A 25,423-nucleotide genomic window follows, 5' to 3' on the forward strand; every position below is an offset into this window, starting at 1 on the left:
CACTGTGGAATCCGTTGTCGGGATGATGATGTTACATCATCCCGATGTCGAGCACATTGGGTAATTGGGCAGCGAGCGGCAACGCGGTCGCGCCAACAAGCGTCGCAACCATCGCCGCCAGCGCGTGGCTGGCGCGGCGTTTGCTGCGCATCTGCTCGGCGATCCATTCCAGCACCTTGGTGTCGATCTTGGTTGCCTCTGTCGGCGCCCAGCTCTCGATGTCGGTGTCAGGGGACAGTGCGACCGTGCGCGGCGGGACCGGCAGACCGGACTCGGACGCCGCGTGATGGGCGACAGCCTTGGCGAGCAGATCGTCGAAGCGACCATCGTCGCTGCGCTCGGCGGCAGCCTCGTTGATCTCGAACAACGCCTCGGCCTCCGCCCGGCTGACAGGCTGATGCTCGACGGCGGATGCGGTCAGGATGCGCGCGCACCATGCGGCGTCATCGGCATCGAGCGCGCGGGAGAAATGGATGCGGCCCCTGGTGGTCGGGCCTTCGCCGGTGATGACGCCGTCGCGAACGATAGCCAGAGCGTGAGCGGCGGTCTTGCGGCAGGACGGTTGCAGTGCACCGCTGAAGAACTCAGCGGTCTTGGTACTTGGGGCAGACATAGTGAGAGCTTTCAATTCCTATCTCAGGCCAGCTTTTCCATGCGGGCGTAAATGGGTAGTTAATGATTCGAAACTTCCATTTCGAGATTTTTACATGGTTGCCATTTGGTCGCTGTGATCCCTGTCACGGTTCGCCCATATAGCAGCAGGCGCGAGCGTGGTGGCGGCGATAAACGGCATTATCTGGGCATTTCCAGGCTTTTCCTGTCGCAGTGGTTATTTCGTCGCATGAGCGCGCATCGGAAGAAGGTGCTAAGAGTTCCACGCCGAAGAGAAGGATTTCACGTTTTTTCGTCAGCCCGTTCACTTGGCCCCTTCCGCCTCGTATATTGTAGGGGACGGACCAACACGAATTTCATAGTAACTTCAATAGCATGAGGTCAAACCATGGCACTCCAGATCGGCTCTATCGCCCCCGACTTCGAAGCCCAGACCACCGAAGGCAAGATCAAGTTCCACGACTGGATCGGGAACGGCTGGGCGATGCTCTTTTCGCACCCCAAGGACTTCACTCCCGTTTGCACCACGGAACTCGGCGCGCTCGCGAAGCTGAAGCCCGAATTTGACAAGCGCGGCGTTAAGTTAATGGGCCTGTCGGTGGACCCCGTCGACCGGCACGCGAAATGGTCTGAAGACATCAAGGAGACGCAGGGAGCCGCGCCGAACTACCCGATGATCGGCGACACCGACTATAACGTCTCCAAGCTCTACGACATGCTGCCGGCCTCGACCTCCGGCGATCCCCTCGCCCGCACTCCTGCCGACAACCAGACCGTCCGCAACGTTTTCGTGATCGGACCCGACAAGAAGATCAAGCTCGTGATGGTCTATCCGATGACCACTGGAAGGAACTTCCAGGAGATCCTTCGCTCAATCGACTCGCTGCAGATGACCGCCAAGCACCGCGTTGCCACGCCGGCTGACTGGAAGCAGGGCGAAGACGTCATCATTGCAGGCTCGGTCACCGATGATGAGGCCAAGACGATCTACCCGCAGGGCTGGAAATCGCCGAAGCCGTATATCCGGATCGTTCCGCAGCCGAAATAGCGCCGGGAAGCCGGCAACTGCGGCACCAATTTCAACAAGCCGGCGGTCGGCGAGACCGCCGGATGCACAGGCCGCGAAGGCGCACGTCATCACGCCGCGCGCACACCATCGAGGAACTTCTCGACCTCCGCTTTCAGATGCAGGCTCTCGCTAGACAGCGATTGGGCGGATGCAAACATCCGGCTTGAGGTCTCGCCGGTTTCAGCCGCGCCCTGGGCTGCATTGCGCACATTGGTGGCGACGTCGGCGGTTCCACTCGCTGCCGCGCGAACGCTCTGGGCGATGTTCGCAGTCGCTCCACGTTGCTGCTCGACCGCTGCGGAGATCGAGGTCGCGATATCGCTGATCCGCTCGATGGTCTGGCCGATCGCCTTGATCGCGCCGACCGATTCTTCGGTCGCAGTCTGCATCTGAGCGATCTGGCTCGAAATCTCCTCCGTCGCCTTCGCGGTCTGGCCGGCGAGGCTCTTGACCTCCTGCGCCACCACGGCAAATCCGCGGCCGGCATCGCCGGCACGCGCCGCCTCGATGGTCGCGTTCAGCGCGAGCAGATTGGTCTGTTCGGCAATCGTGGTGATCAGCCTGACGACATCGCCGATCCGCGCTCCCGCTTCAGAAAGTTCGGTGATACGCGCATCGGTTGCATTCGCCTGTTTAACCGCCTCGGCGGCAATCCCGTTTGACTCCTGCACGCGGCGGGTGATCTCGGAGATCGAGTTCGACAGTTCGTCGGAGGCACCTGCGGCCGAGCGAACATGTTCGGAGGCGAGTTCCGAGGCGCTCGCGGTTTCCTGCGACAGCGTCGCGCTCCTCCGCGCCGTCTCGGTGAGCTGTCGCGCGACGCGCTCAAACTCACTGGACGATTTGAGCACATTTTCGATGATGCCGCCGACTCCAGCCTGGAACTCGTCGACGAAGCTGCGCAGCTCGACCTTGCGCTGCTCGGCAGCAGCCATGGCATTCGCCGTCTGTTCGTCGCGAAGTCGCTTGCGCTCGAGCGAATTGCTCCTGAACACCTCAACCGTGCGCGCGATTTCGCCAATCTCGTCGGTGCGGTCGTGGCAGTCGATCTCGACCTCGTTGTTGCCGTTGGCGATCGCCGTCAGCGATGCCGTGACCGAGGTCAGCGGCTTCGTCACCCGGCGCACCAGGAACATGGTCAACAGCAGCACCATCAGGACGGCGACGGCGGCAGCAATCGCCATGTTGCGCGACGCCCCCGCCAGCACGACGTCGAGCTCGTCCGTCGCGATCCCGACATAGAGCACGCCGATCACTTTCCCGCTCGCGGTAACGACGGGGTAATAGGCCGTCATGAACGACTTGCCAAACAGGTTGGCCGGGCCCTTGTAGGCCTCGCCGCGCCGTAGCGCCGCCTGGCCAGGGTGATCCGATGCTAGTTGGGTACCGACGGCGCGATCGCCGTTTTCCTTCTTGACGTTGGTGGAGCGGCGCACGAACTGACCGCTTGCATCGTCATAGACAAAAAGGGTCGCATTGCCACCGACATAGGACACCGCCCGGTCGACGACTGCATGGTCCTTGAATTCGGGCATGCGTGGCGCTTCGGCGCGGACGACGGCGCCATCCTTGAGCGTGATCTTCGCTTCGGCGAAACTCTCGCCGAACGCCAATGCCAGCGTACGGAGGTTGACCTCAACGTCGCGCTGCGCTCGCTCGGCGAACTCGGACGACAGCGACCAATAGGCCGCTCCCGCCACCAATGCGGTGTTGACCGCAATCAGCAGAATGGCACTGATCACTGCTTTGGTGCCGAGCTTGAGCTTTAGCGACGGCAGGTACTTCTCGAACGACCGCCCGGTCATGTTTGTGGCCCCCGTAAAAGCCCGACATTGACGGGTCTTGTTTACGATCGGCTTAACGGTATTGGGCTCCTGTCGATACTTGCCGAAAATGTGAGGGAAGGCTTGTGAAACAGGCAAAGCCGATCATCGTCTGGTTCCGCGACGATCTCCGGGTGTCGGATCACCCTGCCCTGCATGAGGCTGCGACCAGCGGCGCACCGGTCATTTGCCTTTACGTGCTCGATGAGGTGAGCCCCGCGTTGAGGCCGCCGGCCGCGCGGCCCCTCGGCGGCGCGGCGCGCTGGTGGCTCGCGCAATCGCTGCGCGCTCTCGGCAAGAGTCTGGCCGCGATCGGCGGATCGCTGGTGCTGCGCAAAGGTGCAGCGCGGTCCGTGGTGGCAACACTCGCGCGAGAGAGCAACGCGCGCGTCGTGTTCTGGAACGAGATCGCGCAGTCACCGCATCAAGCCGTTGCGAAGGATGTTGAAGCTGCGCTCGCAAGTGACGGCATCGGCGCGCAAATCTTCCCAGGAGACCTACTGGCCGAACCGCGGGCAATCCGCGCCAACGGCGATCGGGGCTTCCGCGTGTTCACACCTTTCTGGCGGCGCCTGCAGGCGCACGGCGATCCGCCGAAGCCGCAGTCGGCGCCAAAGCAGCTCAATTGTGTTCCCGGCATAGCGAGCGACGCGCTCGATGACTGGAAACTTGAACCGACGCGGCCAGACTGGGCCGGCGGCCTGGGCGCGAGCTGGACGGCTGGCGAAGCCGCGGCGCAAGCCCAGCTGAAAGCATTCCTCGCCAACGTCGCTTCTCGCTACGCCAGGGATCGCGACCGGCCTGATCGCGATGGGAGCTCGCACCTGTCGCCGCATCTGCGTTTTGGCGAGATCAGTCCGCGCCAGATCTGGCATGCCGCGCGCTTCGCCGCCGCCGAGGACAACAGCCTCGCCGGCGACATCGAGAAATTCCTGAGCGAACTCGGTTGGCGCGAGTTCTGCCGCCATCTGCTGTTCGACGTCCCCGACATGGCCGAGCGGAACCTGCAGGAAAGTTTCGATGCCTTTCCGTGGACGCGCGATGCCAGCGCATTGAAGGCCTGGCAACGCGGCGAAACCGGCTACCCGATCGTTGACGCCGGCATGCGTGAACTCTGGCATTCCGGCGTGATGCACAACCGCGTGCGGATGGTGGTCGCCTCGTTCCTGGTGAAACACCTTCTGATTGACTGGCGTGCCGGCGAGCGATGGTTCTGGGACACGCTTGTCGATGCCGACCCCGGCAGCAATCCGGCCAATTGGCAATGGATCGCTGGCTCCGGCGCGGACGCCGCGCCCTACTTCCGCATATTCAACCCAATCCTGCAGGGTGAAAAGTTCGATCCGGAAGGCGCCTATATCAGGCGTTGGTTGCCCGAACTGGCGCGCCTGCCCGACGACCTCATCCACCAACCTTGGACCGCGACGCCAATCGAGCTTGCCAGCGCCAGCATCGAACCCGGCAAGACCTATCCGCGGCTGATCATCGATCACAGGTACGGACGCGAACGCGCGCTTGCGGCCTACCGGCAGTTTCGATTGCGTCAGAAACGATAAGTGCTCTAGCCGCGGCGGTTGACCAGCAGTACCGCCGCGGCGCAAGCGCCCATGCCTGACATCGCGAGGGCGTCGAGCCGCTCGCCGAACAGCACGAAAGCCATCAGGGAGGTTACCGCCGGCACCAGGTAGAACAGGCTCGCGACCGATGTCGCGGCATGATGGCGAATGAGCCAATACAACAGTCCGATCGAACCGATCGACAGCGCGAACACAAGCCAGGTCAGCGCCAGCACAAACTCGGTTGTCCAGTGCACGACATTGGTTTCAAACAGCCAGGCACCACCTCCGAAAAAGATCGCGGCCGCGACGTATTGCACGACGTTGCCGGCACGCCAGTCGATCCGACTGCAGAAGCGGCGTTGATAGAGAGTGCCGAGTGTAATGCTGACGAGCGAGACGCCCGAAGCCAGCCAGCCCCAGCCCGCCTCGCCGGTCATCGGCCGGTTGTGCAGGATCAGCACGACGCCCGCCAGGCCGAGTACAAGTCCACCCCATTGCAGCGGCGTGACGCGCTCGCCGAGCCAGCGGTTTGCGATCGTCGAGGTCAGGATCGGCTGCAGGCCAGGGATCAGCGCCGAAAGCCCGGCCGGAATCGAATGTGCGATCGCAACCGCGGTGCCGCCGAGATAGAAGCCATGCACCAGTATGCCCGCGACCACGCTATGGAATACACCTTTCCCGTCCGGCCATTTCGGCCGTGCGATCGCGGCGATAATCCCCATCACCACGACCACCAAAGCCATGCGGATCGCCAGATAGGTCAGCGGCTCGGCGTTGTTGATGACGTATTTGGTGCCGATGAATCCCGTACTCCACAGCACGACAAAGATCGCCGGCGCAAGGCGCGCGCTGATTTCCTCCAAGCTCCTGGTCATCGCGGCGTGATTGCATGAACATCGCGCGTCGCGCAATCGCAATTTTGGAACCCAGGATCAATTCGTTGAAATGCAAGCCGCCGGGCGGAAATGCACGCCCGATAACGGACCCCACCAGACTGTTCATGGCTGAGCGTCGCGGAAGGAATTACGATTCCCTCTCACGTCGGTAGTGCTGATGGCAGCCGATCAAACTCCGAAGGAATGCCGCATCTGCCTCACCATTTGGCCGACCGCAGTTGAGTATTGGCCGTACCACCAGTACTGATCAACAAGGTAGAGGACGACGATGATCGTAACGGCAATCAAAAAGCCCTTCATGTGAACACCCGAAAATAAGGCGCCGGCGCACCGGGGTAGACACGTTGAAATCAAGGATGTGCAATTCCGTCAGCACAGTGCGCCTGAGGCCTGGGAAAGCCTAGACATCTGGAGTTGCGACCCACAGCGAAATTTAACCTGAGTGCGCCACCATGGAACCTTGGTCTGGCAGCGAACGACGTTGCGGCCGGGAAAAAGCGATGAGGGAACTTCGCCTGGGAGGCCGGCCCGTCACCGCGTATTCGACTCATCGCAGCAACATAGTTGATCGCCGGGACGGCGACGCGCGCACCCGATCGTACGATGGGCTTTGGTTGAACGGCCATTGAAGCATCGCCGCCCAGATCGAGGATCGTTGCAGTCAGTTGGTCACGTGTGGCGGTCCGGCTCCCGCGTTTCAGCCGGCATCCTTTGGCCTCTGGCTTCATCTCGCATATTTGCCGCAAGGCGATCGAGCTGGTTTGCTAGGCCCGCCAAGCTTCGGGCTATGTTGCGCAACAACACTGCGCGGTCCTCGGAAATGTCGGAGCGCTGAGCCAGGCTTTTGTACTTGGCTGCCTGCGCTTGGCATTCTGCCGCGGTCAGCATAATCATTCCTTCGGATGGTCAGGACAATTTCGCTGGAACAGATCGTCTGCAAGCGAGCTGATCCTGTTCCGAGAAGGGCCGTGATGGTGAAATCCGTCCCTTTCGACTTGCCTGCAGATCGCCGAAGTGCCGCACCAGGGCGAGCGTGCAGACGGTGATGTTCCCTACGTCGCTTTGCATGGAAAACCTCCAGCCTTTTCGGACACGAAGGAAGAGCGCCAATTATTCTGCGCGAGCGTGAAGCAATAATGACGCGGCAAAGAACCGGTTCGCCCGGTCGGTTTCACCATTCCTTGATTGATCCAATGCGCCGAGAGCCGCCACAACGCGATGTCGCGAGCTAGCCTTCGCGCATCTCTTCTGGCCGCCGTATCATCTGATGCGGTCATATCGACGCAATCAACGCACGGCTATGCAATCCCGATGCCATGCGCGAGGTCGCCTGCCTTGCACCCACGTCAAGAAAAGGTGGCGCGCATCAGCGGTTCCGGCGCAGCAGCCACTTGCCCACCGGCCGATCAGTCATGTCATCCGACACACCGGGGATAACCGCGCTACCACTCTTCAGGGCAGGGATCGACGATCTTCCAGAGCTCAGCCCCGTTCTTGATCTTCTTCATCTCGGTGGTGAGCCCGCCGTTCCTGCGAATCCAGTCCTTCACCGCGTCGGGATAGTAAGACATCAGGTCCGAGGTACCTTCAAGACTGGTGACCTTGATGCCGAAGGTGAAGGCCTTGTCGTAGTAGGCTTGGTGGAAGCCGATGCTGGCCCTCGGCGTCACGCAGATCTTGTTGATCGGCACGATGCCGAACACAAGGGTGCAGGCCGAGTTGCAAATGCCGTCGATGATGACCCGCTCGCCGCGCTCGCGGACGCGCTTGTACTTCGTCTTGTACTCCTCGACATAGCCGCCATGGTCGCGCGTGATATGCAACTCCGCCCGCGCCGGCGCAGCGGCCAAAACCAGGACCAGCAAGGCAAAGGGCGTGATGCGCATAGGGGTTCGAAACCAGGAACCTTTCGGGAGGGTTCGGTCCGGGCGGACCTGACCGCGAAACTCTGGCCGGACTGTGTTGGGAAAGCGTTAAGCATCAGAAAAAGGGCGGAATTCGGCAGGCTGTGACCGAATTCCCGCAGCTTTTCGCCCCGATTCGGGTTAAATGGGACCGGGAGCAGCCGAAAAGGTGGATTCCAGCCGATTGTCCGGAGAGTGCTGATGACCAAAGTGAAGCTTTTCGCCGCAGCCGTGGCCGCCATGGCCCTTACCCCCGCGGTCGCGGCCGATATGTCCGTCTATCCGCGCCACCGACATCACCACCACGCGTATTGGGCGCTGCCCTACCAGATCAGCTACCTGCACAATTATGGTCCCGGCCCGACGGCCGGCAGTTTCGCCTATTATGACGGCCCCGCGACGGTCAAATGCCTCCAAGGCGCCGCAGCCTATCTCGGCCAGGACGGCCGCCGGCATCCCTGCTTCTGAGGCTCGCTGCAGCATTGGCTGATGTTGCAGCGGGGGCTGCTGGCCTCGGATCGACAAGTCTGATAATCGACCCTCCCACAGGCGCTCGTAGCTCAGCTGGATAGAGCATCGGATTTCGATTCCGAGGGTCGGAGGTTCGAATCCTTCCGAGCGCGCCATCAAAGTCCATTATAGATCAAATACTTATGCTCTTCAGGTCGACTCGCCCCGGCCGTTTCTTTGTCGCGTTTTGTCGCACTATTTCTGTAATGATTTCAATGAGTGAAAGTTGTTACAAATATCTCGATGCGACAAAGACGCGACAAAACCAGCAAACCGAAGAGCGGTCGTCCGGCCGCCTCGCAAGATCCGGAGGATGATCCGGCCCTCATTAAGTTGAAGCATCAGCACATTCCAAGGGATGCGCAGGGAGATCCGGTCTTCCTGATCCTCCCGAAGGGCTTGCGTGCCCGCTACGATGAGTGGATGGGGAACCTTGAGGCTTTCTGGAAAGCAACCGAAGATCCGATCGCGGTCAGTGAGGCTCACACTCTCACGCTGATTTACCGCCAGGTGTCGCCGCTGTGGCTCGACGAGGCCATCTATCGGCTTGCCGATCAACGCCGCAGCAAAAACCACCCCAAGCGTGTCCGCGAGGCGGTCATTCGATCCTCGCGGTATATGGCTGTGCGCGACGCCAAGAAGCGCGGTCTGACCTGGCCCGAGGCCTACGAGGCAGCCGAAAGATCTTGCGCCTCTAACTCGGCAACGGCCGGCACATGGGAGACCATGCGCCGGGCCTACATGGACGTGAAGGCAGATCTCAAGGCAGGCCGGGGCGGACTCTACTTTCTGCCGCACGAGCAGAACCCCGCAGCGCGCGAGGCAATGAAAGCGGGCCGCAGTCTCGTGAAAGAAGGACGTGACGCGACACGCCTAAAGGAAGCGGAACGTAAGGCTTCGACTCGCCCGAAAAAAGAAAAAGCAGGTACAGGCACGACGCGCCGTACTCGTACCTAGAAACACGCACGACCCTCCGTACCTATCACTAGGGGTACGCACGAGCCCTTGTACTGGGTCTCGGTGCGTCGTTTTCAAATTCAGTAGAACTGCGTGCACCGCATTCGAATCATTCGAAAGGTCCACGCTAATGTCATCTAAATTCCTGGTAGGCGCCGCAGCCATTGCCGAGCATCTGCGCAGCAAGGGCATGGATGTCAAAGATCCGGATGTCTACTACCTGCACCAATCTCAAAAGCTGCCGATTGGAAAGCTGGGAAAGAATCTAATCTCGTCCGAAGAGCAACTTGACCGCGTCCTTAAACGCGCCGCTCAACCCTCTGCCGAAAACAGCGCCTAAGCCGATCCGCCGTGCGGTGCGGGTCGTCGGCCCGCGCGCTCATGTGACAATGAAGTCTGAAGGAGGCGGCGGCCGGGAGGAACGCTCTCGTCAACTCAAACGCCCGGCCGCCGATTTTCATCAATCCCGCTCTCGCAAAGCAGGAAGAGATCAATGCCCGATATCGCCCTAGCATCAACAAGTGTCAACCCCGATGGGTTGTGCTGTCACAACCCATCGGAACTGAAAGTCCGTCTCGGCCAGGAAGCTATGGCTCGCCTACGCCGGCGCTGGGAGGACTGGATGATCATTGCCGAAGCGCTTGACGTCGGCCGCACCGAAGTCATGCGCGATCTGCACACCAATCAACCCAAAGGCCGTCGGTACGAAAAGGCAATGGGCGAATGGTTGGTAGCAAACGGCTTTAAGGACGTCGACAAGGGCGCTCGCTGTCGGCTGCTCGAATGTCTTCGCCACCGCGAACATATCGAACGGTGGCGCGCGCTTCTAACGGACAACGAGCGATTCAAGCTCAACCACCCGGATGCGGTTTTGCGCAAATGGAAGGCCGCGATTGCAATTCCCGACCCGAACGCTACGCCGAAGCCGTCGCCCTTCGCACAGCTCAAAGACGCGCACGCCCAACTCATCGAAGAGAATCATCGCCTTCAGCACAGGATCGAAGCCGCTGATGGCGATCTGTGGAAACCCACCGACACGGCTGCGGACATTGCCGACGTGATGGTTGCCACGTTGTCGCCCGCGAAGGCGGAACGCACTGCTAGGGAAATCCTCAAGAGGGTCAAAGAACGGAAGGCCAGCGGAACATGAAAAGCAGTCCGGTCGGTGCCGGCTGGCGCGTGCACGACAGCCATCGTGAACGGCACACCGTGTGGATTCGCCGCCGCCCGGTGGTGCCGAGTCGAGTGCGACCATGATGACGGCTGGCGAGATCGCCCATGCGCTCGGCGGCCACCGCGTTGGCCAGAACAGTTTCGTAGCCCGGTGTCCTGCGCATGAGGACCGCTCGCCGAGCCTGTCGCTATCGGACGCAGGCGAGCTCGTGCTGTGGCACTGCCATGCCGGGTGCAGGCAGGACGCGGTGCGCGTGGCGCTGATCGCGCGCGGTCTGTGGCTGGGACCATCCGAGCCACGGCCGATTCGCGCGACTGCACGGCCGGCAAAACCGCCGGTGAACCCCGATCGCAGCGGCTTCGCCGCGGCGATCTGGCGCGAAGGCGTTGATCCACGCGGCTCGCTCGCCGAGCAATATCTCAAGGGTCGCAAGCTCGCCCTCGATGATGACCTGGTGATGCGTGTGCTGCGCTTTCATGGGCATTGCCCGTTCGGAAAGGACAAGGACGGCAGGACAGTGCACGTGCCGGCGCTGATCGTCGCATTCCGGCCGATCCGCAACGACGACGAAACCCATCCGCCGCCGGCGATCCATCGGATCGGGCTGAAGCCGGACGGCAGCAAGCTCGGCAAGCAAATGCTCGGCCCGGTGGCCGGCTGTGCGGTGAAGCTCGACCCGGACGAGCACGTCGAGGAAGGACTCGGCATCTGCGAAGGCATCGAGACCGCATTGGCGGTTCGCGCCAACGGCTGGCGGCCGGTGTGCGCGCTCGGCAGTGCCGGCGCGATCGCGAAGTTCACGCCGATACCTGGCATTGAGGCGCTGACGATCTTCGCCGATCACGATGCGAACGGCGTTGGCATGGCGGCGGCAAAGCAATGCGCGCAAGCGTGGCAGGCCGTCGGCCGCGAGGTGTTCATCCGCACGCCGCACAGTGTCGGCGCGGATTGGCTGGACCTGCAGCCATGAGCGATCAGGGACCCGAAGCGTTTTTCGACGCGCACGGCACCACCGAGCAATTTCCGCCGCCCGCGCCCCCGCGACCACTGGTTCGCGCCACCGCCTGGCGCTGGATCGATCCCGAAAAGATACCGCGCCGGCAATGGCTCTACAGCACCAGCGTGATCCGCAAGTTCGTATCCGCGACGATCGCGCCGGGCGGTGCCGGCAAGTCATCGCTGGTGATGGTTGAGGTGCTCGAGATGGCCTCGGGCAAGCCGCTGGTACTCGACGTTGCGCGCACTCCGCTCAGCGTCTGGTACTGGAATCTGGAGGACCCCAGAGATGAGATCGAGCGGCGGATCGCCGCCGCCTGCGGCTTCTACAAGCTCACCGCTGGCGATCTGGTCGGCCGTCTGTTCGTCGATAGCGGCCGCGATCGACCCTGCGTGATCGCGCGCTACAATGGACATCGTCATATTGTTGTCGATGAGGACCTGATCGGCGGCATCGTCGACGAGATCAAGCGGCGCAGGATCGACGTACTGGTGATCGATCCGCTCAAGCGCGCACACCAGATCGATGAGAACGACAACACCGCTGTCGATATCGTTGTAAAGGCGTTCGCCGGCATCGCCGACGAGGCCAACTGCGCCGTCGTGTTGCTGCATCATACCCGCAAGGCTGGTGGCAGTGAGATCACCGCCGAGACCTCGCGCGGTGCCAAGGCGCTGATCGACGGCTGCCGATCGGTGCGCGTGCTCAACGGCATGACGAAGGAGGAAGGCGAGCGAGCCGGCATCACCGACGATCACCGCCGCTACTTCCGCGTCTATCCCGACAAGCTGAATCTGGCACCACCGCCCGACGCTTCGGACTGGTTCAAGCTGGAAAGCGTGCACCTCGGCAACGGCAAGGACGAGAGTGCCGGCGACAATGTCGGGGTGGCCACGCCCTGGCAATGGCCCGACGCGTTCGCCAACGTCACCGTGGCAACGCTGCTGGCGGTGCAGCGCAAGATAAACAGCGGCCAGTGGCGCGAGCACCCGCAGGCGGGAAACTGGGTCGGCAAGGCGGTGGCCGAGATCCTCGACCTGGATCTGGACCGCAAGCCCGATCGGGCGACCGTGAACACTCTGCTCAAGACCTGGATCAAGTCAGGTGCCTTGAAGCGAATTGAGCGTCTGGACGAACACCGCCATGAGAAAACGTTCATCGAGGTTGGCACATGGGCGACATGACGCAGGTGCCGCAGCCGAGAACGTTTGCGGCACTAACGCCAGGTGCCGCAAACCTAGTGCCGCAAAAGGCTCCTTCATGCGCTGCGTCGGGCTGCGGCACTAGGGGTCCCCTCTTTAGAGGGACCCTAGGTGCCGCAACCGGCGCATTGGCCGTGAAGCAAGCAAGGAAGAAAGAACACAGGTGCCGCACCGGCCGCATGCCGGCAACCATCTCACCACAGGGACCGTCCGGTCAATTTCCGGATCACTACCACCACTGCCACCACTGTCGGGAACCGCGCCGGCCGGTTGCCGGCAACTAGAGGAGAAATGACCATGACCGCACAGCAAATCCGCGACATCATCATTGACGAGACCGGACCCAACATGACCCCGGAGGAATTTGCCGCGTTTACCGCGCAGCGGTTTGCCGGCGTCGATCCCGGCACGATCGAATTGGGTCTCGACCTTGCCTCCAAGGAGCTGCGACGCCAAGCCAAGGTCGAAGCCGACGCGGCCAGCGAACTCGCGCGCTACCAGCAACGCCGTCGCTTGCGCGTGGTCTAGTGTTTACAGACACAACCATATCCCGGCGTGCGCGGTGATCTCGCTGGCCAAGACGCGGGCGTGGATGTCGGGGCGGTCCTTGCGCAAGCGACGGAGGGATCGGCCGAAGGGATGAGGCACAACCATGAACCGGCATGCTCGCCGCAGTGACATGCGACTATTCCGCCGCAGCGATCTAATCACGCACCTGATCGCCGCCGACGTGCCACTCGATGATCACGCGACACTGCACAGCGCGGTGCTGCACTGGTACGGCAACATCGAGATCCGCAAGCCGGTGTGCGTTGGCTGCAAAATGACGTTCGTCGGTGGCAAAGCGCGGGTGGGTGCCTTCTTGCTCTCAACGCCGGTCAGCGCGCCCGACATTGTCGCGACGAGCGCCTTCTGTGCGGAATGCCATGAGGCGCTGTCGATGAACGAGGTTGATGCCATCGCCACCCGCGTTCTCAGGGCGCTATCGCCGAATGGCCGCTTTCTCGACGCGAGGTGACGCATGAAGCCGCTCCATCATCCGGTGCTACCTGCTGGCCCTGGTCACAGATCGCCGCAAACGCTTTTGTTGATCAGCGAGCGCGACCGTCTGGTGCGCACGGCTCGCCGTTTCTTTCCTGACAGCATGAGCGATCGCGAGATCGCGCGGCGGCTTCGCATCGCGTTGTCGACGTATTATTCGGGTCGGTGGCGTAGAGACCGCGCCGAAGCGACTTGCCCGGCGCGGCATCGAGGCAAGCTGACGGAGATACTGTACCTCCTGCTCCGCGTGCGAGATCACGTGCCGTCTGCGAGGCTGATTCGGGCCGTGTTGTCGCGCGCCTGATGTCCTTGCGAGTGAGGCCGATCTCGGCGGCGGTGACTGGCGCCGGCAACCGTTCTTGTCTGGAACGGTTTTCGGTCGCCCGTCGATGATCACTAACCCGCTTGCGCACCCCCTTGTCGGTGATGCCAAGATCGGCGGCGACCTTGCTGGTGACAGTCGGAGGATTGGACGGAAGTGACTTCCGTCCAATATCGGCGTGAGCATTGTTGCTCTTGGATTTGCCCTGTGCCTTCCGTCCATTGACCACGCTGCCGTGCTGCTTGAGCAGTCCGGCATAGAGTGTCGTATGTGCGTCACGTTCTTCCGGCGTCAGCTTCAGAGATTTCGACGTGCTCGATCAACGAACGGCCCTTGGCCTGTATTCGTTGCCCACTGCCGGTGCGATCCTCTTGGCCATCATCATCGAGATGACGGAGAACGTCATGGCCGAACACGAACAACCCGATGGCTGGCGGCAGTGGGTGCGCAACATGGCAGAACCCACAGCAAGTGGCTTCACACCGGCAACGGACTTTGGGCCGGTTGTCTTTCACGGCGACAGAACGCCGGATGATGCGGCGGCGCTGCTGCCCGATGCAGCGGCCACAAGAATCATCGCGCTCCGGCAGATCGCAAGTGATCTCCATTCGGCAATCCCAACCCACGAAGAGATTTCGGAACTGCGGCTCGAAGTCACTGCCCTCAAAAATCGCCTTGCCGATCTTAAGCGACTCTTGAGCGAGGGAGGCAGCCCGGTGCCCGCAACCGCGTGGCAGGTGGCCGACGTTGAGCGCAAAGTGGCGCGCGCCGAGAAAGAATTCGCGAGGCAGATTGAGCTGAAGGAAACCCGCGCTGTCAGATGGAACGCTGCCGGACGACTGCATCAATCCGTCAGCGACTGGGTTCTGCGCGGAATTCCCGGCGGCTGCGCGCTCGACGTTGTCGAGGATGCGCCGGTTTCGGAGCTGATGACGAAGGCTGACGGCGGTCGCATCGAAGCGGCTGTCGAACGCTACAGAATGCGGCAGCGGGAGTGTGTCGCTGAGCGGCACCGCGTGAATTCGCAGCAGTGGCCGATCTCGATGGCGGAAGCTGCTGCGAGAGAATTCATCACAAGGCGCGCGGAGGCTGCCGCACCCGACCTCGATAGCGCCATTGAGCACAATTTGCCGATCAGCTTTGCGACAAGGCGTTTGCAGTCGCAGATTTTCAACGCGCAGCCGGGAGCCGTCGGATACGGCACGCCCGAAGACGCTATTGGCCTTATTTGCTGGTTGTTCGGCCAAGAGCTTTTGGAAAAAATCAGCGCCGGTTTCCGTGAGATCGGGGACGACAAGCATGCGCTCGATCAGCGGCAGCGCGAGGAGCTACTCGCGACCATCGACGCAGACGATTTAGCAGCGCAGAGAGCCGAGTGCAGTCTCATTTGGGCCGCTGCCGCTCGCGGCGAGATAATTGATTTCCGCAGCACGACGATGCCGATGGCAGTCCTCGGCGTGGCGCTTCGAACCGTTCCGCGTGCGGACCCGCCGCCAACGTCGCCGGAGCATGGTTACAACATCTTCGGCGTGCCGGGATGATCGAGATGCGCGTCTGCTCCGGCTCGCATGCCAACGGCTCGGGATAGATGCGCGCGGGGAGGCTGTCGATCCTTCGGCCTCCCCGCACCCCTTATCACGAACACGGCGCTGTCGGGAACGGCAGCACGTTAGCGCGGCGCGCATTCACGGCCGGAGCCGCCGTGCCGGGCCGGGATGAATGACCATCTCGGCCCGCCCAACCCAAACGCGGCGCTATCCACGGTGTCGTGCGCCGCGTAGGGCCGGATGGTGTGCTTGCGCATGACCATCTCGGCCCGCCTCATCCCTCAAGCCGGACTGGCCTCCGTGCTCAGGATCGCGACGCACGCACTTCAGGATGAGATCACTAGTTTCACCGCCTTGGAGCCTTTGCCATTCTTGTCAGGCTCGAGATCGAATGTAATGCGTTGTCCTTCAGCCAAGTCCTTCAGTCCGGCCCGCTCGACTGCGGCAATATGAACGAAGACATCGCGGCCCCCGTCATCGGGCTTGATGAAGCCGTAGCCTCGCTCTCGATTGAAGAACTTGACTGTACCAGTCATGGCCATCGGGAAAACTCCTCCCCCTATTGTAGGCTCGCCCTGAAAGCGGACGACCGATCCTTCGAATGGCCCATTACGCTACATTGGTTGGTTTAAACTTAAGATTGTCGTCGATCACGGCAGATTTCGACACGGATCGCACAAGGGCGAGGTGTACCCCCATCGCTTTCGCGGTCCTTTGGAGGGCGTCACCCACCGCCGGCACCGCGCGACCGCAGGCTTTCCGCATATTTGGGATTTCTGTTTTTCGACTTTCTTTTGCTGAATTAAGCTCGCGACATGCGGCGCACTGATTTGACTGAGGCGGTGATGCAAGGCTGGGCGCGGCTCGACACAGCGGAGCGCGACCGGTTTCTCGAGGCGTTCCTGCGTGCGGCGCTGCGGCTCGACAAGCTCAAACTGCGAGCTTGGCTTCGGCGGCGGCTCAAAAATCGGCCGCTCGCCCCTCCGTTCGATCCGGCTTGCTTGACTTTAGCGATGCCGACATTGCCCGCGCCCTGGCGGGCAATGCCGCCACAGGGCCCGGACGCGGACGGGGCCGAGGGTGGCCCAGACACCGCCATGGCTATTAACAAGGCAGTGAGCTCACTTCCGCTTTCGGCGGCATAGCGGACCATGCCCGGACTTGCCGCTGGCCAACCGGGTCGCGAATGGACCCAATGGAGACATTCCTGCCGTTGCGTTCAGTGCTATGATTGGGGTACCGACGGCAGTGCAGCATTTGGGTTTGGGGATCCCATTGGTGCCTAAAGAAGAGTCAGGGGTTCAACGCCACGCTCTCGTCAGCGAGCCGGCGCTAGAACGTGCCGAGCGTTTGGCCAATCTGCTGGCCTCCATAGTTGAGGGCAGCGACGACGTAATCGTTAGCAAAAATCTAGACGGCATTATTACAAGCTGGAACAAGGCGGCTGAGCGCATCTTCGGCTACTCGGCCGCCGAGGCGATCGGCCAGCCCATTACACTTGTGATCCCGGAGGACCGGCAAAACGAAGAACGCGAGATTTTAACCCGCATTCGACGAGGTGAGCGCATCCACCATTTTGAGACTGTTCGGCGACGTAAGGATGGTAGCTCAATCATCGTTTCGCTTACCGTTTCTCCTGTCAAAGATGCCCACGGCAACATCATTGGCGCATCAAAGATTGCTAGAGATATTACCGAGCAGAAGCGAACTCTGGAGCAGATTAGCATTCTGGCTCGCGAGGCGGAGCACCGAAGCAAGAACATCCTCTCGAACGTACAGGCAATCATCAATCTTTCTCAGTCCGACACCTCCGAGCGCCTTAAGGAAGTGATCAGCGGGCGCATCCAAGCGATGGCAAATGTTCACTCGCTGTTTGTTGAAACGCGGTGGATAGGAGCCGAAGTCTCGGCGATCGCCAAGCAGGAGCTCGCCCCTTATCTCGAAGAGGGCCACGACAAGCGGATTGTGATGGAGGGTCTGCCAACCGTACTGGAACCCACCGCCGCGCAGGCGATTGCTGTGGTTTTGCATGAATTGGCAACCAACGCTGCCAAGTATGGAGCGCTATCCAACGCGAATGGCCGAATTGGATTGGCTTGGTCGCGCACCGAGGATGGACAACTAGCGCTCCGCTGGACCGAATTGGGCGGTCCGAAGGTAAATGCGCCCGAACGCAAGGGCTTTGGTAGTCGCCTCATCGAAGGAACGATCAGCCCACTTGGCGGCAAGGTGCTCTTTGACTGGCGCGCGGAAGGGCTTGTTTGCGAAATCGTCGTTCGTAAATCCCAATCGAGTTTGGCCTAGCCTGCTCTCGGCCTAGCACTTCTCCTCATGTGACCGTCGCGTCATTTCGCCGCGAAGCCGCTGGCCAACCCAGTCGCGAATGGCCCGAAGCCGCGCTGGCGCAAACTGCATAGATCCCAACCTTTGGCCAGAAGTCCTGACGTTTCCGGTCGTTTAAGCCTTAGCTGTTGCATCTCGGGTACACGGCTTGAGCAGCAAATCGCTTAGGCTGCGAGTGCATGGGAATGGGAATGCCACTGGTATTGACGATCGTTTAAATCGCCATCCGAGGCGACGCCAAAAAGGACGCGCAATGAAGAAGTTTTTCGTGGGGACTGTAGGATTGATTGCACTCGGCATGGCCGCGCCGGCGCTGGCCGCCGATATGGCCGTTAAGGCACCGCCACCGGCTCCGCTTCCAGTGATTTACAATTGGAGCGGCTTCTACATCGGCGCCAACGGCGGCTGGGGACAGAGCCACAATTGCGTGGATTTCATCACTGCCGTAGGAACGGTTGCCAGCGATTGCGCTGATCGTTCCGGAGGCGTTGTCGGCGGACAGATCGGATATCGCTGGCAAGCCAATCAGTTTGTGTTTGGATTGGAAGCGCAGGGCGATTGGGCCGACCTCAGCAACACGCGCGTCAGCCTGCTCAACCCGACGCTCTCAACCACAGTGAAGACCGACGGCATCGGCCTGTTCACGGCCCAACTCGGTTGGGCGTGGAACGCGTCACTGCTCTACGTGAAGGGGGGCGCGGCCGTGACCAGCAATCACTTGGATATATTCGACAACAGCACCGGACTCGGTCTGATCTCGGCTAGTAACACGCGCTGGGGCGGCACAGTGGGTGTGGGATGGGAGTATGGCTTCGCACCGAACTGGTCAGTCGGTGTTGAATACGACCATCTGTGGATGGGGGATGCAAACAACTCCTTCTCGGTGGCCGATCCGCGCCTTGCGGGCATACTCAATGACCGGATCAGCCAAGACGTGGATATGGTCACTGTGCGGTTTAACTACCGCTTCGGCGGCTACGGCGCCGGGTACGCGCCGCGCTACTGATTTCCGTGATCTCCGCGCAAAAACTATAAGCCCCGGCATCGTCTGGGGCTTTTTGTTGTGCGCTCCCCTGTAACCACCGATTTTCTCGCACCAGATATTCTCGGGGGTGTCGCGCGTACCCGCTTTTCGCGCGCGCCCAAAGGACCCATATCGACCCCCCGGTAGGGACTGCCATCCTTCGACGGTCCCCGCGTCGGGATCGCGGGTGAGAAGCGAGAGTATTTCGCCAAATTGTATCGCAGCTTACCGCGACGGCGGATCAAGCGGAGGACCTTCATAAATGGAGCGGTGAGGTCCGATACGTTTCTGGATCGAAAAAACCTACGAGCCGTTCCCTAGAGAGGATGAGTAAAACGCCGTCTCAGGCGCGCTGTTGCGCAGCGCCTGCAATGCAATGCGGGCGTGGCGGGCAGCTTCATGGTTTCCGGCCTTCTCAATTTCTTCCAGTGCCCAAACCAAATACTGCACAGCAGTTTCAACGTGAGCATCGTGGCGGCGAATGGTCATTGAGTCCATCCGTACCGAGTTGCACTACGTTGGTCTCCCACTTGTCCCGCATGGCGGATATGCATCGGAGGTCTAAAGTAAAGTTCAAAAATGAACAGACGCGGTCTTGCCGCTCGCCTCTGTTCGTCGCCACCGTTGACCGTCGTCGTGCTGCCGCTGGTAGACTCGCGGCTGATCACGTTGCCTCTCGCCTCGTCGTTCGTCACCGTGCCTTGGCTGTCGGTCGCGGATCGGGCGACGACCTTGCCGCTCGCGTCGTAGTAGGTGCGCTGCTGCGCCGAGGCTGCGCCGGTCACCATCGCGAGCGCGAGCAGCGCTGGCAGGATGACCTGGGTCATCGGTTGCGACCATCCGGTGAATATAGCAGAGCACCGGCAGCATCACGACGGCCTGCGCCAGCATCGACCGCGTCATCACGACGGGCAGTCTGAACTGAAGCGGCAAACCCCGCCCCCCCGATCTCAGAACGACAACACCGCGACTGCCATGAGCACTGTCGAGCCGATCCCCGATAGCACGATAAGAACGGTAAACAAGCGGTCGCTGGTCTGCATGACGCCCCACCCATCTAACTTGCAGCGCTGAGAGCGTACACTCTTTGCGCGACGTATCCAGTGTCATAATTGCGCGGCTCGGCATCGCCAGCGCGCTCGCGTTGAGCCCTCTGAATTTTGTACCGATCCGCAACGCAACCCGGAAAACGGCGGACCCCAATATGCTGGATGTGTGCCGTCGCGCGGTGCCCCCATTTATCCACGCTCACCGAAGGACCCCATCCCCAATCGCAACGAGGAACGCCACTGAGCCTGTTTGGCCTGTCCTGCTCGATGTCCGCTATGCACTGATAGCGACCAACTTCCGGAGCGCATCGAAATGACGCGATGGGCCAGATGCTGGCTTGCTAGACCGGGGTTTCATTTGCGTCGAGCCTACCATCTTTTCCGAAATAGGAACGCAAGTTGCCTAACGGAGTTTATTGGCTGTCTTGCGGTTGGGAGGCTCCAATGGAAGGACCCGTGCTGGTTAATGCCATGATGGCGGTTGTCTTGGCAGCCGTAATGCTGGTCGGAGGTCAGTTCTTCATCCGCCATCTCCCAGAGCGCGGGGCGCCGACATGGGCCGCACTGAATAGTGCCAAGATGGCAATTTCGGAGATAGGTTATGTTGAGCGCAGCGGAATGCGAGGAGTACGCGACTGAATGTAGACGTCGCGCAGATCAACCCGGCGTTTCGAACGAGTGCGCTCTTGTCCTGAAGAATATTGCGAGGAGCCTTCGAGGCCTGTCGGGCCAGCTCGATCGGTTTGCCGCGCTTCAAAGAGATCAGCGCACTTCCCCAACAACTCCATTGAAACGGGCCTCTGGCCCGATTTGAAGCACGCGTGCCGTGAGCGCAAACTGTGAAACGCGATCTTCAGATGGGTTTAGTTTGGGCCTTCGCCTTTGCCATGTTGCTTTGGCTGTTTTGGAGCCATCCTGACACTACGGTTCAGGCCTTCTGGTGACAGACGCACGCCAAGCATTAGGGTCACCGGCGGTGATGGCACCAGCAAACGGCTCATGGATACCGAGGCATGAGCTACCAAACTCCTTAGTTCCAATGTCGCCGGGGATCGGAGCGGCGAAAGCGCAAACAGTAGTGACGTCTTAGCGGTTTCCGTTGATGGAACACCTCCTATACCTCCTGCCGTCAAAGCAGCCTGTGGCGCTACGCTACGGTTTATCGGCCCTCCTGGCGGCGTGCGCCCTCGGCGTATTCGCCGCGATGGAGGCGCAAACCGGATTCATCGGTCTGTATATTCTGTTACCCGCGATCTTCCTCGCGGGTCTGATGTTCGATCGCGGCAGTGGATTCTTCGCGACCCTCTTGTCGGTAGCAGGCGTGTTGTGGGTATTGCGTTTGCAGTTGTCGTCCGCGCTCGCACTCCCTCTGATCTTCTTTGCCTTCGTAGGAATCGCCTTCGCCGCGCTCGCCGAACTCCTTCGCAAAGAAATGGAAAAGGTGGTCGCTTCAGAACGTTCAAAGACGCTCTTGCTTCAAGAAGTCGCGCACCGTACCAAAAACAACCTAGCGCTGCTCAGCGCAATGGTGCGCTTGCAATCTCGAACTCTCGGTCAAGAGGCATCCGACGCGCTGGAAACGACGTCACAGCGCATTCAAACGATGGCCGAAGTGTACGACCACCTTATGCTGCGCGACCAGACAAAAATCGTCGATCTGAAGGAATACATCGGCGACATCGTGCGGAGGCTTATGGTGCTCAGCGGCGACAAGCCAGTCGCAGTACGTTGCGAACTAGACGAAGCGTGTGCGCACAGCGAGGTCGCCGTACCCATTGCGATTATCATTAACGAGTTGGTTACAAATAGCATCAAGTACGGTTTTCCCGATGAGCGACCGGGACAGATCCTCATCAAGCTCCACACGAACGACGAACTGGTGATTTCGGTCTCAGACAATGGCGTCGGAATGCCGGCGCATGAACAGGCGAAAAAGGGCTTCGGTTCGAAGGTAGTAGCGCTATTGGTTCAACAGCTAAACGGCGAGCTAGTGTACGAGGATGCACAGCCGGGTAGCCGCGCGGTACTTCGGATGCAGAAACCGAAGCTGTAGGGCTTCCAGCGAGTGCAGCACGGGGGATCTGGTCGGCTCGCTGCTAAATATGGTACGTTCCTGCAATACGTTGGATGACCGGATTGGGTCATTCGCGACCGAGTTGGCCATCGGCAAGTCTCGGCATAGTCCGCCGAAAGCGGAAGTAAACCAACGGACGCAAGGCAGGAGTCGAGCTGACGGCCAGGTTGCGTCGACGACCGACGCGAGGCTAAACGGTCGGGCTAGATGTTTGATCTTCGCGGGCATGAACCGAACGACATGCGATACCAGTCTGACCTTCCGCGCGCGCGATAGCGCCACGGTTCGAACGTCGTGCAAATTTACAAACAGCACTGACTGCACAGGGACGCGTCGTGGTGCGAGTCTGCCCCGTCGCGTGTCGGGTACACGCCCAGCCCTTTTTGAACGCACCAGCGCGCGTCCCTGCGAATCGGGGACAAGTGGATCAGTGCTCGAAACGGACAACTACAGAGCAGGAGTCAAGACGGGTTGCAACGTCGGGGGAAGCTCGCGCCACCCTCCCTCGCGCCCTCGCCTCTGGGGTCATGGTTTGTCGAATGCCGGCACCCAGCACCGCAGGCGTGGGGTCTGAACGCCTGCGCGAGGCGTCAGAGCGCGTTTCCAAGGAAGGCCTGCTCGGCGGCGGCCAATTCCGCGCCATCATCGCCGCGCGGAAACAGATGGCCGTAGCGATCGGCCGTCAGCGTGATCGTGGCATGACCCAATCGGGCTTGCACCAGCTTGAGCGGCAGCTCGAGGCCACCGTCGACACGGCGATTGATGCACCAACTGGCATAGAAGTGCCGCAAGCTGTGCAAACCGGTGTATTTCGCCTTGCCGGATTTGGTGACGACACCCGCCGCGATCATCGCCGGTTTGAGTCCACGGGCGACAATGTTGGTCAGGTTCTCGACGTTGCCCTTGCCGTTCGGGAAGACCAGATCGAGCGTCCCCTTCGGACATGCCAGCCGATGCGCCCGCAACGTCGTCACCACGATCGGCGGCAACGGAATTGTGCGCTCTCCGGCTTCCGATTTCGGGCGCCCGATGCTGTTGAAGTAATCGGCCCGCTGGCGCACGTGCAGTTCATCGCGCTTGAAATCGACATCCGCCCAGCGCAGGCCGCGCAATTCGGACGCGCGCAAGCCGGTGAAGATCGCGGTCAGGAACAGCGGTCGCCAGCGTCCGTTGAGGGTCTGGATAAGGGCGCGGATTTCGTCGGGCGCTGGGATGTGTATGCCGATCTTGAGCTTGCCCTTCTGGCGCCTCTCGGCGCGGACTTCCTTGCCACGATGACGGCGCTTGCGCAGGGAATGAACGACGTTCTGTCCGACCAGACCGCGTTCCTGGGCGTCGGCCAGGAGGGCGCCGAGCGAGCCCCTGACCTTGCGGACCATCGCAGGCGAGCGATCGAGTGCGAGCTTGTCCTCGAAGGCGCGCACCATCGGCGCCGTGAGGCGGGATAGTTTCATCGCGCCGAGCAACGGAATGATGTGGAGTTCAAGGTGCTCCTGGTAGGAGACTAGGGTTGACCGTTCGAGCCCGGCGGCTTCACGGCTCTGCAACCAGAGCCGGCCGGCCTCGGTCACGGTGATGCTTTGACTGTCGGGAACGTGAAGACCGGAGCGCGTCTCGACGGAAACGCTGCCCTGGTAATTGTCGGCATCGCGCTTGCGGTCGAAGCTCTTGATGCGACGCTTGCCGGCCTGATCGGTATAGGAAACGACCCACGCCTCGCCGCTGGAACCGTCGCCGTTGCGCCAGGTGCGCTTACGAACAGACATGACAAACCTCTTTAAGTAATTCGAATAAGTACCATTATAAACGCGCGACAAAGGCGCGACAATAGCATAATTTATTCAACAATATCAATACGATTTGTCGGATTTCGATTCCGAGGGTCGGAGGTTCGAATCCTTCCGAGCGCGCCACAGGAAATCAGCCCAACCAATTTGATTTCTTGGCCTTTCTTCTTGGCGGCGCGGCCGCGAAAATCACCCTCAGCCAGCACCTTTGAGCGCAGCGACCAGTGAGTAATTATTCTCCAGCGCGAGGATCGCTGGGCGCGCTTACATGGTTCGCCTTGCCCTGCGCTCCGCCGCCTCGATCGCTCCATTGGAGACGCATTCACATCACCAGTTCGGTTTCCTTGATATCGGCGATCGGACCGAGGATCGCAGGATCGAACTCGTTCAGGGCGCTGCGGCGGGAAAGACGCCGTGGCAAGTCCGGATTTGCAAGGGCCCCTCGAGCTATCGTCACGATATCGGCCCCATCGTCGAGCGCAGCCACCGCCTTCTCGATGTTGTGCAGGCTGCCATTGGCGAGGATCGTTGCCTTTGGGGCGTAGCGCTTGGCGAGACGCATCAGCGACGGGCCTCCCTCGGCGAAAGCGGGCTTCCAAGCCTCAAACTCCGTCACATGGATGAAGTCGGCGCCGGCATCGGCGAGGCCGCCGAAGATGATTTCGGCATCGCGTTCCGCATCCGCCCACTTGTGATAGTAGTCGTTCACCTTGCCTTGTGAGATGCGAATCCCGACCGGCACCTTGGCACCGACTTTCGCACGAACCGCCTTGAAGGTTTCCAGGATCAACCGCACGCGATTGTCCGTGCCGCCACCCCAGCGATCGGTTCTGGCGTTAGCGTAGTCGGTCAGGAACTGGTCGAGCAGGTAGCCGTTGGCACCGTGAATCTCGATGGCGTCGAACCCGGCGATCTCAATTGCTCGCGCGGCCGAACCAGCAAAGCCGGCGATAGCGTCGGCGATCTGCTCTTCCGTGATCGCGGCCGGCGGCACGAAGCGGTCCCTGCCGCGATAGAACGTCATCTGCTTGCCCTTGGGCTGAATCGCCGACGGTCCTACCGTGCCGTCGCGAAAGCGATTGCCTTGGCTAATCGCGCCGGCATGCATGATCTGAGCGATGGCGAACGCGCCGTGCGCCTTGATGCCGTTGACCACCGGCTTCCAAGCGCTGGCCTGTATGTCGTCGGTCATGCCTGGCTGATGAAAGTAGCCCTGTGAGAACGCCTGATCCGTGTAAATGCCCTCGGTGATGATCGTCCCGAAGCCACCCCTGGCGAAGCGCTCGTAGTAGCGGCTCATGGTCTCGGTTGCCCGGCCGTCCTCGGTTGCGGTGATACGAGTCATCGGCGCGACGGCCAGGCGGTTCTTGGCAACGTGGCCGTTTATAACGATGGGAGCGAAAAGCGCGTCAGTGTCGATATCCATTGTCCAAGTCTCCAAAGGCTCGAAATGAGGGCCTTTCCCTCAAAAGCGAGGACGCCTCGCTTGTCGGGGCTGGATTTAGCGTCTGCGCGAGAAGGCAGAAGTCAGAC

General features: G+C 61.0%; 25 protein-coding genes and 1 tRNA gene. 17 read left to right on the forward strand and 9 right to left on the reverse strand.

Annotation, left to right across the window (positions count from 1 at the left end):
- Positions 1–31 precede the first annotated feature (31 nt).
- Positions 32–613: a hypothetical protein gene (locus JQ553_RS33260; protein WP_212504306.1), complete on the reverse strand. Its 582-nt coding sequence runs from the start codon at positions 611–613 to the stop codon at positions 32–34.
- Between the two features lie 387 nt (positions 614–1,000).
- Between JQ553_RS33260 and JQ553_RS33265 the strand changes: the two genes are divergently transcribed.
- Entirely contained in the window at positions 1,001–1,660 is a 660-nt protein-coding gene (locus tag JQ553_RS33265) for a peroxiredoxin (RefSeq protein ID WP_212504307.1), read from the forward strand.
- Positions 1,661–1,749: 89 nt separating this feature from the next.
- Here JQ553_RS33265 and JQ553_RS33270 read toward each other — a convergent pair whose 3' ends face one another.
- Positions 1,750–3,486, reverse strand: coding sequence for a methyl-accepting chemotaxis protein (locus JQ553_RS33270; protein ID WP_212504308.1), 1,737 nt, complete (start codon positions 3,484–3,486; stop codon positions 1,750–1,752).
- Between the two features lie 104 nt (positions 3,487–3,590).
- On the opposite strand from JQ553_RS33270, the gene JQ553_RS33275 reads away from it, so the two are divergent.
- Entirely contained in the window at positions 3,591–5,060 is a 1,470-nt protein-coding gene (locus tag JQ553_RS33275; RefSeq protein ID WP_212504309.1) for a deoxyribodipyrimidine photo-lyase, read from the forward strand.
- Between the two features lie 5 nt (positions 5,061–5,065).
- Here the strand turns inward: JQ553_RS33275 and JQ553_RS33280 are convergent, their stop codons facing one another.
- Both JQ553_RS33280 and JQ553_RS33285 read right to left on the reverse strand, forming a co-directional pair.
- Positions 5,066–5,938 carry a DMT family transporter gene (locus tag JQ553_RS33280; protein WP_212504310.1) on the reverse strand — a complete coding sequence of 291 codons (873 nt, stop codon included), beginning with the start codon at positions 5,936–5,938 and terminating at the stop codon, positions 5,066–5,068.
- Between the two features lie 1,463 nt (positions 5,939–7,401).
- Positions 7,402–7,845, reverse strand: coding sequence for a hypothetical protein (locus tag JQ553_RS33285; protein ID WP_212504311.1), 444 nt, complete (start codon positions 7,843–7,845; stop codon positions 7,402–7,404).
- A gap of 219 nt (positions 7,846–8,064) precedes the next feature.
- On the opposite strand from JQ553_RS33285, the gene JQ553_RS33290 reads away from it, so the two are divergent.
- The 10 genes from JQ553_RS33290 (at position 8,065) to JQ553_RS33335 (ending at position 15,607) form a co-directional block, all read left to right on the forward strand.
- A complete protein-coding gene (locus JQ553_RS33290; RefSeq protein ID WP_212504312.1) occupies positions 8,065–8,331 on the forward strand; it encodes a hypothetical protein in 267 nt (88 codons plus the stop codon).
- An 81-nt stretch (positions 8,332–8,412) separates the two neighbouring features.
- Positions 8,413–8,489 (forward strand) — tRNA-Arg (locus JQ553_RS33295).
- A gap of 103 nt (positions 8,490–8,592) precedes the next feature.
- Positions 8,593–9,330 carry a hypothetical protein gene (locus JQ553_RS33300; RefSeq protein WP_212504313.1) on the forward strand — a complete coding sequence of 246 codons (738 nt, stop codon included), beginning with the start codon at positions 8,593–8,595 and terminating at the stop codon, positions 9,328–9,330.
- 130 nt (positions 9,331–9,460) lie between these two features.
- Entirely contained in the window at positions 9,461–9,670 is a 210-nt protein-coding gene (locus JQ553_RS33305; protein WP_212504314.1) for a hypothetical protein, read from the forward strand.
- A 153-nt stretch (positions 9,671–9,823) separates the two neighbouring features.
- Complete coding sequence (locus JQ553_RS33310) at positions 9,824–10,480, forward strand: hypothetical protein (RefSeq protein ID WP_212504315.1); 657 nt, start codon at positions 9,824–9,826, stop codon at positions 10,478–10,480.
- A 103-nt stretch (positions 10,481–10,583) separates the two neighbouring features.
- The gene (locus JQ553_RS33315) at positions 10,584–11,474 is read left to right on the forward strand and encodes a toprim domain-containing protein (RefSeq protein WP_212504316.1); all 891 of its coding nucleotides are present in this window, start codon (positions 10,584–10,586) and stop codon (positions 11,472–11,474) included.
- Positions 11,471–12,685 (forward strand): AAA family ATPase, encoded by a 1,215-nt coding sequence (locus JQ553_RS33320; RefSeq protein ID WP_212504317.1) that lies wholly within the window; start codon positions 11,471–11,473, stop codon positions 12,683–12,685. The genes JQ553_RS33315 and JQ553_RS33320 overlap by 4 nt, the downstream gene beginning before the upstream one ends.
- 315 nt (positions 12,686–13,000) lie before the next feature.
- A complete protein-coding gene (locus tag JQ553_RS33325) occupies positions 13,001–13,231 on the forward strand; it encodes a hypothetical protein (protein WP_212504318.1) in 231 nt (76 codons plus the stop codon).
- A gap of 124 nt (positions 13,232–13,355) precedes the next feature.
- Positions 13,356–13,721 (forward strand): hypothetical protein, encoded by a 366-nt coding sequence (locus JQ553_RS33330; protein ID WP_212504319.1) that lies wholly within the window; start codon positions 13,356–13,358, stop codon positions 13,719–13,721.
- A 656-nt stretch (positions 13,722–14,377) separates the two neighbouring features.
- Positions 14,378–15,607, forward strand: a complete 1,230-nt coding sequence (locus JQ553_RS33335) for a hypothetical protein (RefSeq protein ID WP_212504320.1) — start codon at positions 14,378–14,380, stop codon at positions 15,605–15,607.
- Positions 15,608–15,939: 332 nt separating this feature from the next.
- On the opposite strand, the gene JQ553_RS33340 is transcribed toward JQ553_RS33335, so the two are convergent.
- Positions 15,940–16,155, reverse strand: a complete 216-nt coding sequence (locus JQ553_RS33340) for a cold-shock protein (protein ID WP_212504321.1) — start codon at positions 16,153–16,155, stop codon at positions 15,940–15,942.
- Positions 16,156–16,428: 273 nt separating this feature from the next.
- Between JQ553_RS33340 and JQ553_RS33345 the strand changes: the two genes are divergently transcribed.
- The 3 genes from JQ553_RS33345 to JQ553_RS33355 all read left to right on the forward strand — a co-directional run bounded on the left by JQ553_RS33345 (position 16,429) and on the right by JQ553_RS33355 (position 18,962).
- The gene (locus JQ553_RS33345; protein ID WP_212504322.1) at positions 16,429–16,758 is read left to right on the forward strand and encodes a hypothetical protein; all 330 of its coding nucleotides are present in this window, start codon (positions 16,429–16,431) and stop codon (positions 16,756–16,758) included.
- Positions 16,759–16,774: 16 nt separating this feature from the next.
- Complete coding sequence (locus JQ553_RS33350) at positions 16,775–17,917, forward strand: PAS domain S-box protein (protein WP_249144827.1); 1,143 nt, start codon at positions 16,775–16,777, stop codon at positions 17,915–17,917.
- Positions 17,918–18,209: 292 nt separating this feature from the next.
- The gene (locus tag JQ553_RS33355; protein ID WP_212504323.1) at positions 18,210–18,962 is read left to right on the forward strand and encodes an outer membrane protein; all 753 of its coding nucleotides are present in this window, start codon (positions 18,210–18,212) and stop codon (positions 18,960–18,962) included.
- Between the two features lie 321 nt (positions 18,963–19,283).
- Here the strand turns inward: JQ553_RS33355 and JQ553_RS33360 are convergent, their stop codons facing one another.
- Positions 19,284–19,469 carry a hypothetical protein gene (locus JQ553_RS33360; RefSeq protein WP_212504324.1) on the reverse strand — a complete coding sequence of 62 codons (186 nt, stop codon included), beginning with the start codon at positions 19,467–19,469 and terminating at the stop codon, positions 19,284–19,286.
- Entirely contained in the window at positions 19,466–19,807 is a 342-nt protein-coding gene (locus tag JQ553_RS33365; protein WP_212504325.1) for a hypothetical protein, read from the reverse strand. The genes JQ553_RS33360 and JQ553_RS33365 overlap by 4 nt, the downstream gene beginning before the upstream one ends.
- Positions 19,808–20,473: 666 nt before the next feature.
- Between JQ553_RS33365 and JQ553_RS33370 the strand changes: the two genes are divergently transcribed.
- Together JQ553_RS33370 and JQ553_RS33375 are read left to right on the forward strand one after the other, a co-directional pair.
- Positions 20,474–20,668, forward strand: a complete 195-nt coding sequence (locus tag JQ553_RS33370) for a hypothetical protein (protein WP_212504326.1) — start codon at positions 20,474–20,476, stop codon at positions 20,666–20,668.
- Between the two features lie 463 nt (positions 20,669–21,131).
- Positions 21,132–22,082 (forward strand): sensor histidine kinase, encoded by a 951-nt coding sequence (locus JQ553_RS33375; protein WP_212504327.1) that lies wholly within the window; start codon positions 21,132–21,134, stop codon positions 22,080–22,082.
- A 611-nt stretch (positions 22,083–22,693) separates the two neighbouring features.
- Here JQ553_RS33375 and JQ553_RS33380 read toward each other — a convergent pair.
- Together JQ553_RS33380 and JQ553_RS33385 are read right to left on the reverse strand one after the other, a co-directional pair.
- The gene (locus JQ553_RS33380; protein WP_212504328.1) at positions 22,694–23,869 is read right to left on the reverse strand and encodes a site-specific integrase; all 1,176 of its coding nucleotides are present in this window, start codon (positions 23,867–23,869) and stop codon (positions 22,694–22,696) included.
- A 343-nt stretch (positions 23,870–24,212) separates the two neighbouring features.
- Positions 24,213–25,316: an NADH:flavin oxidoreductase gene (locus tag JQ553_RS33385; RefSeq protein WP_212504329.1), complete on the reverse strand. Its 1,104-nt coding sequence runs from the start codon at positions 25,314–25,316 to the stop codon at positions 24,213–24,215.
- Between the last annotated feature and the right edge of the window lie 107 nt (positions 25,317–25,423).

It is taken from the genome of Bradyrhizobium lablabi, from assembly GCF_018131005.1.
Taxonomy (GTDB): Bacteria; Pseudomonadota; Alphaproteobacteria; order Rhizobiales; family Xanthobacteraceae; genus Bradyrhizobium; species Bradyrhizobium lablabi_D.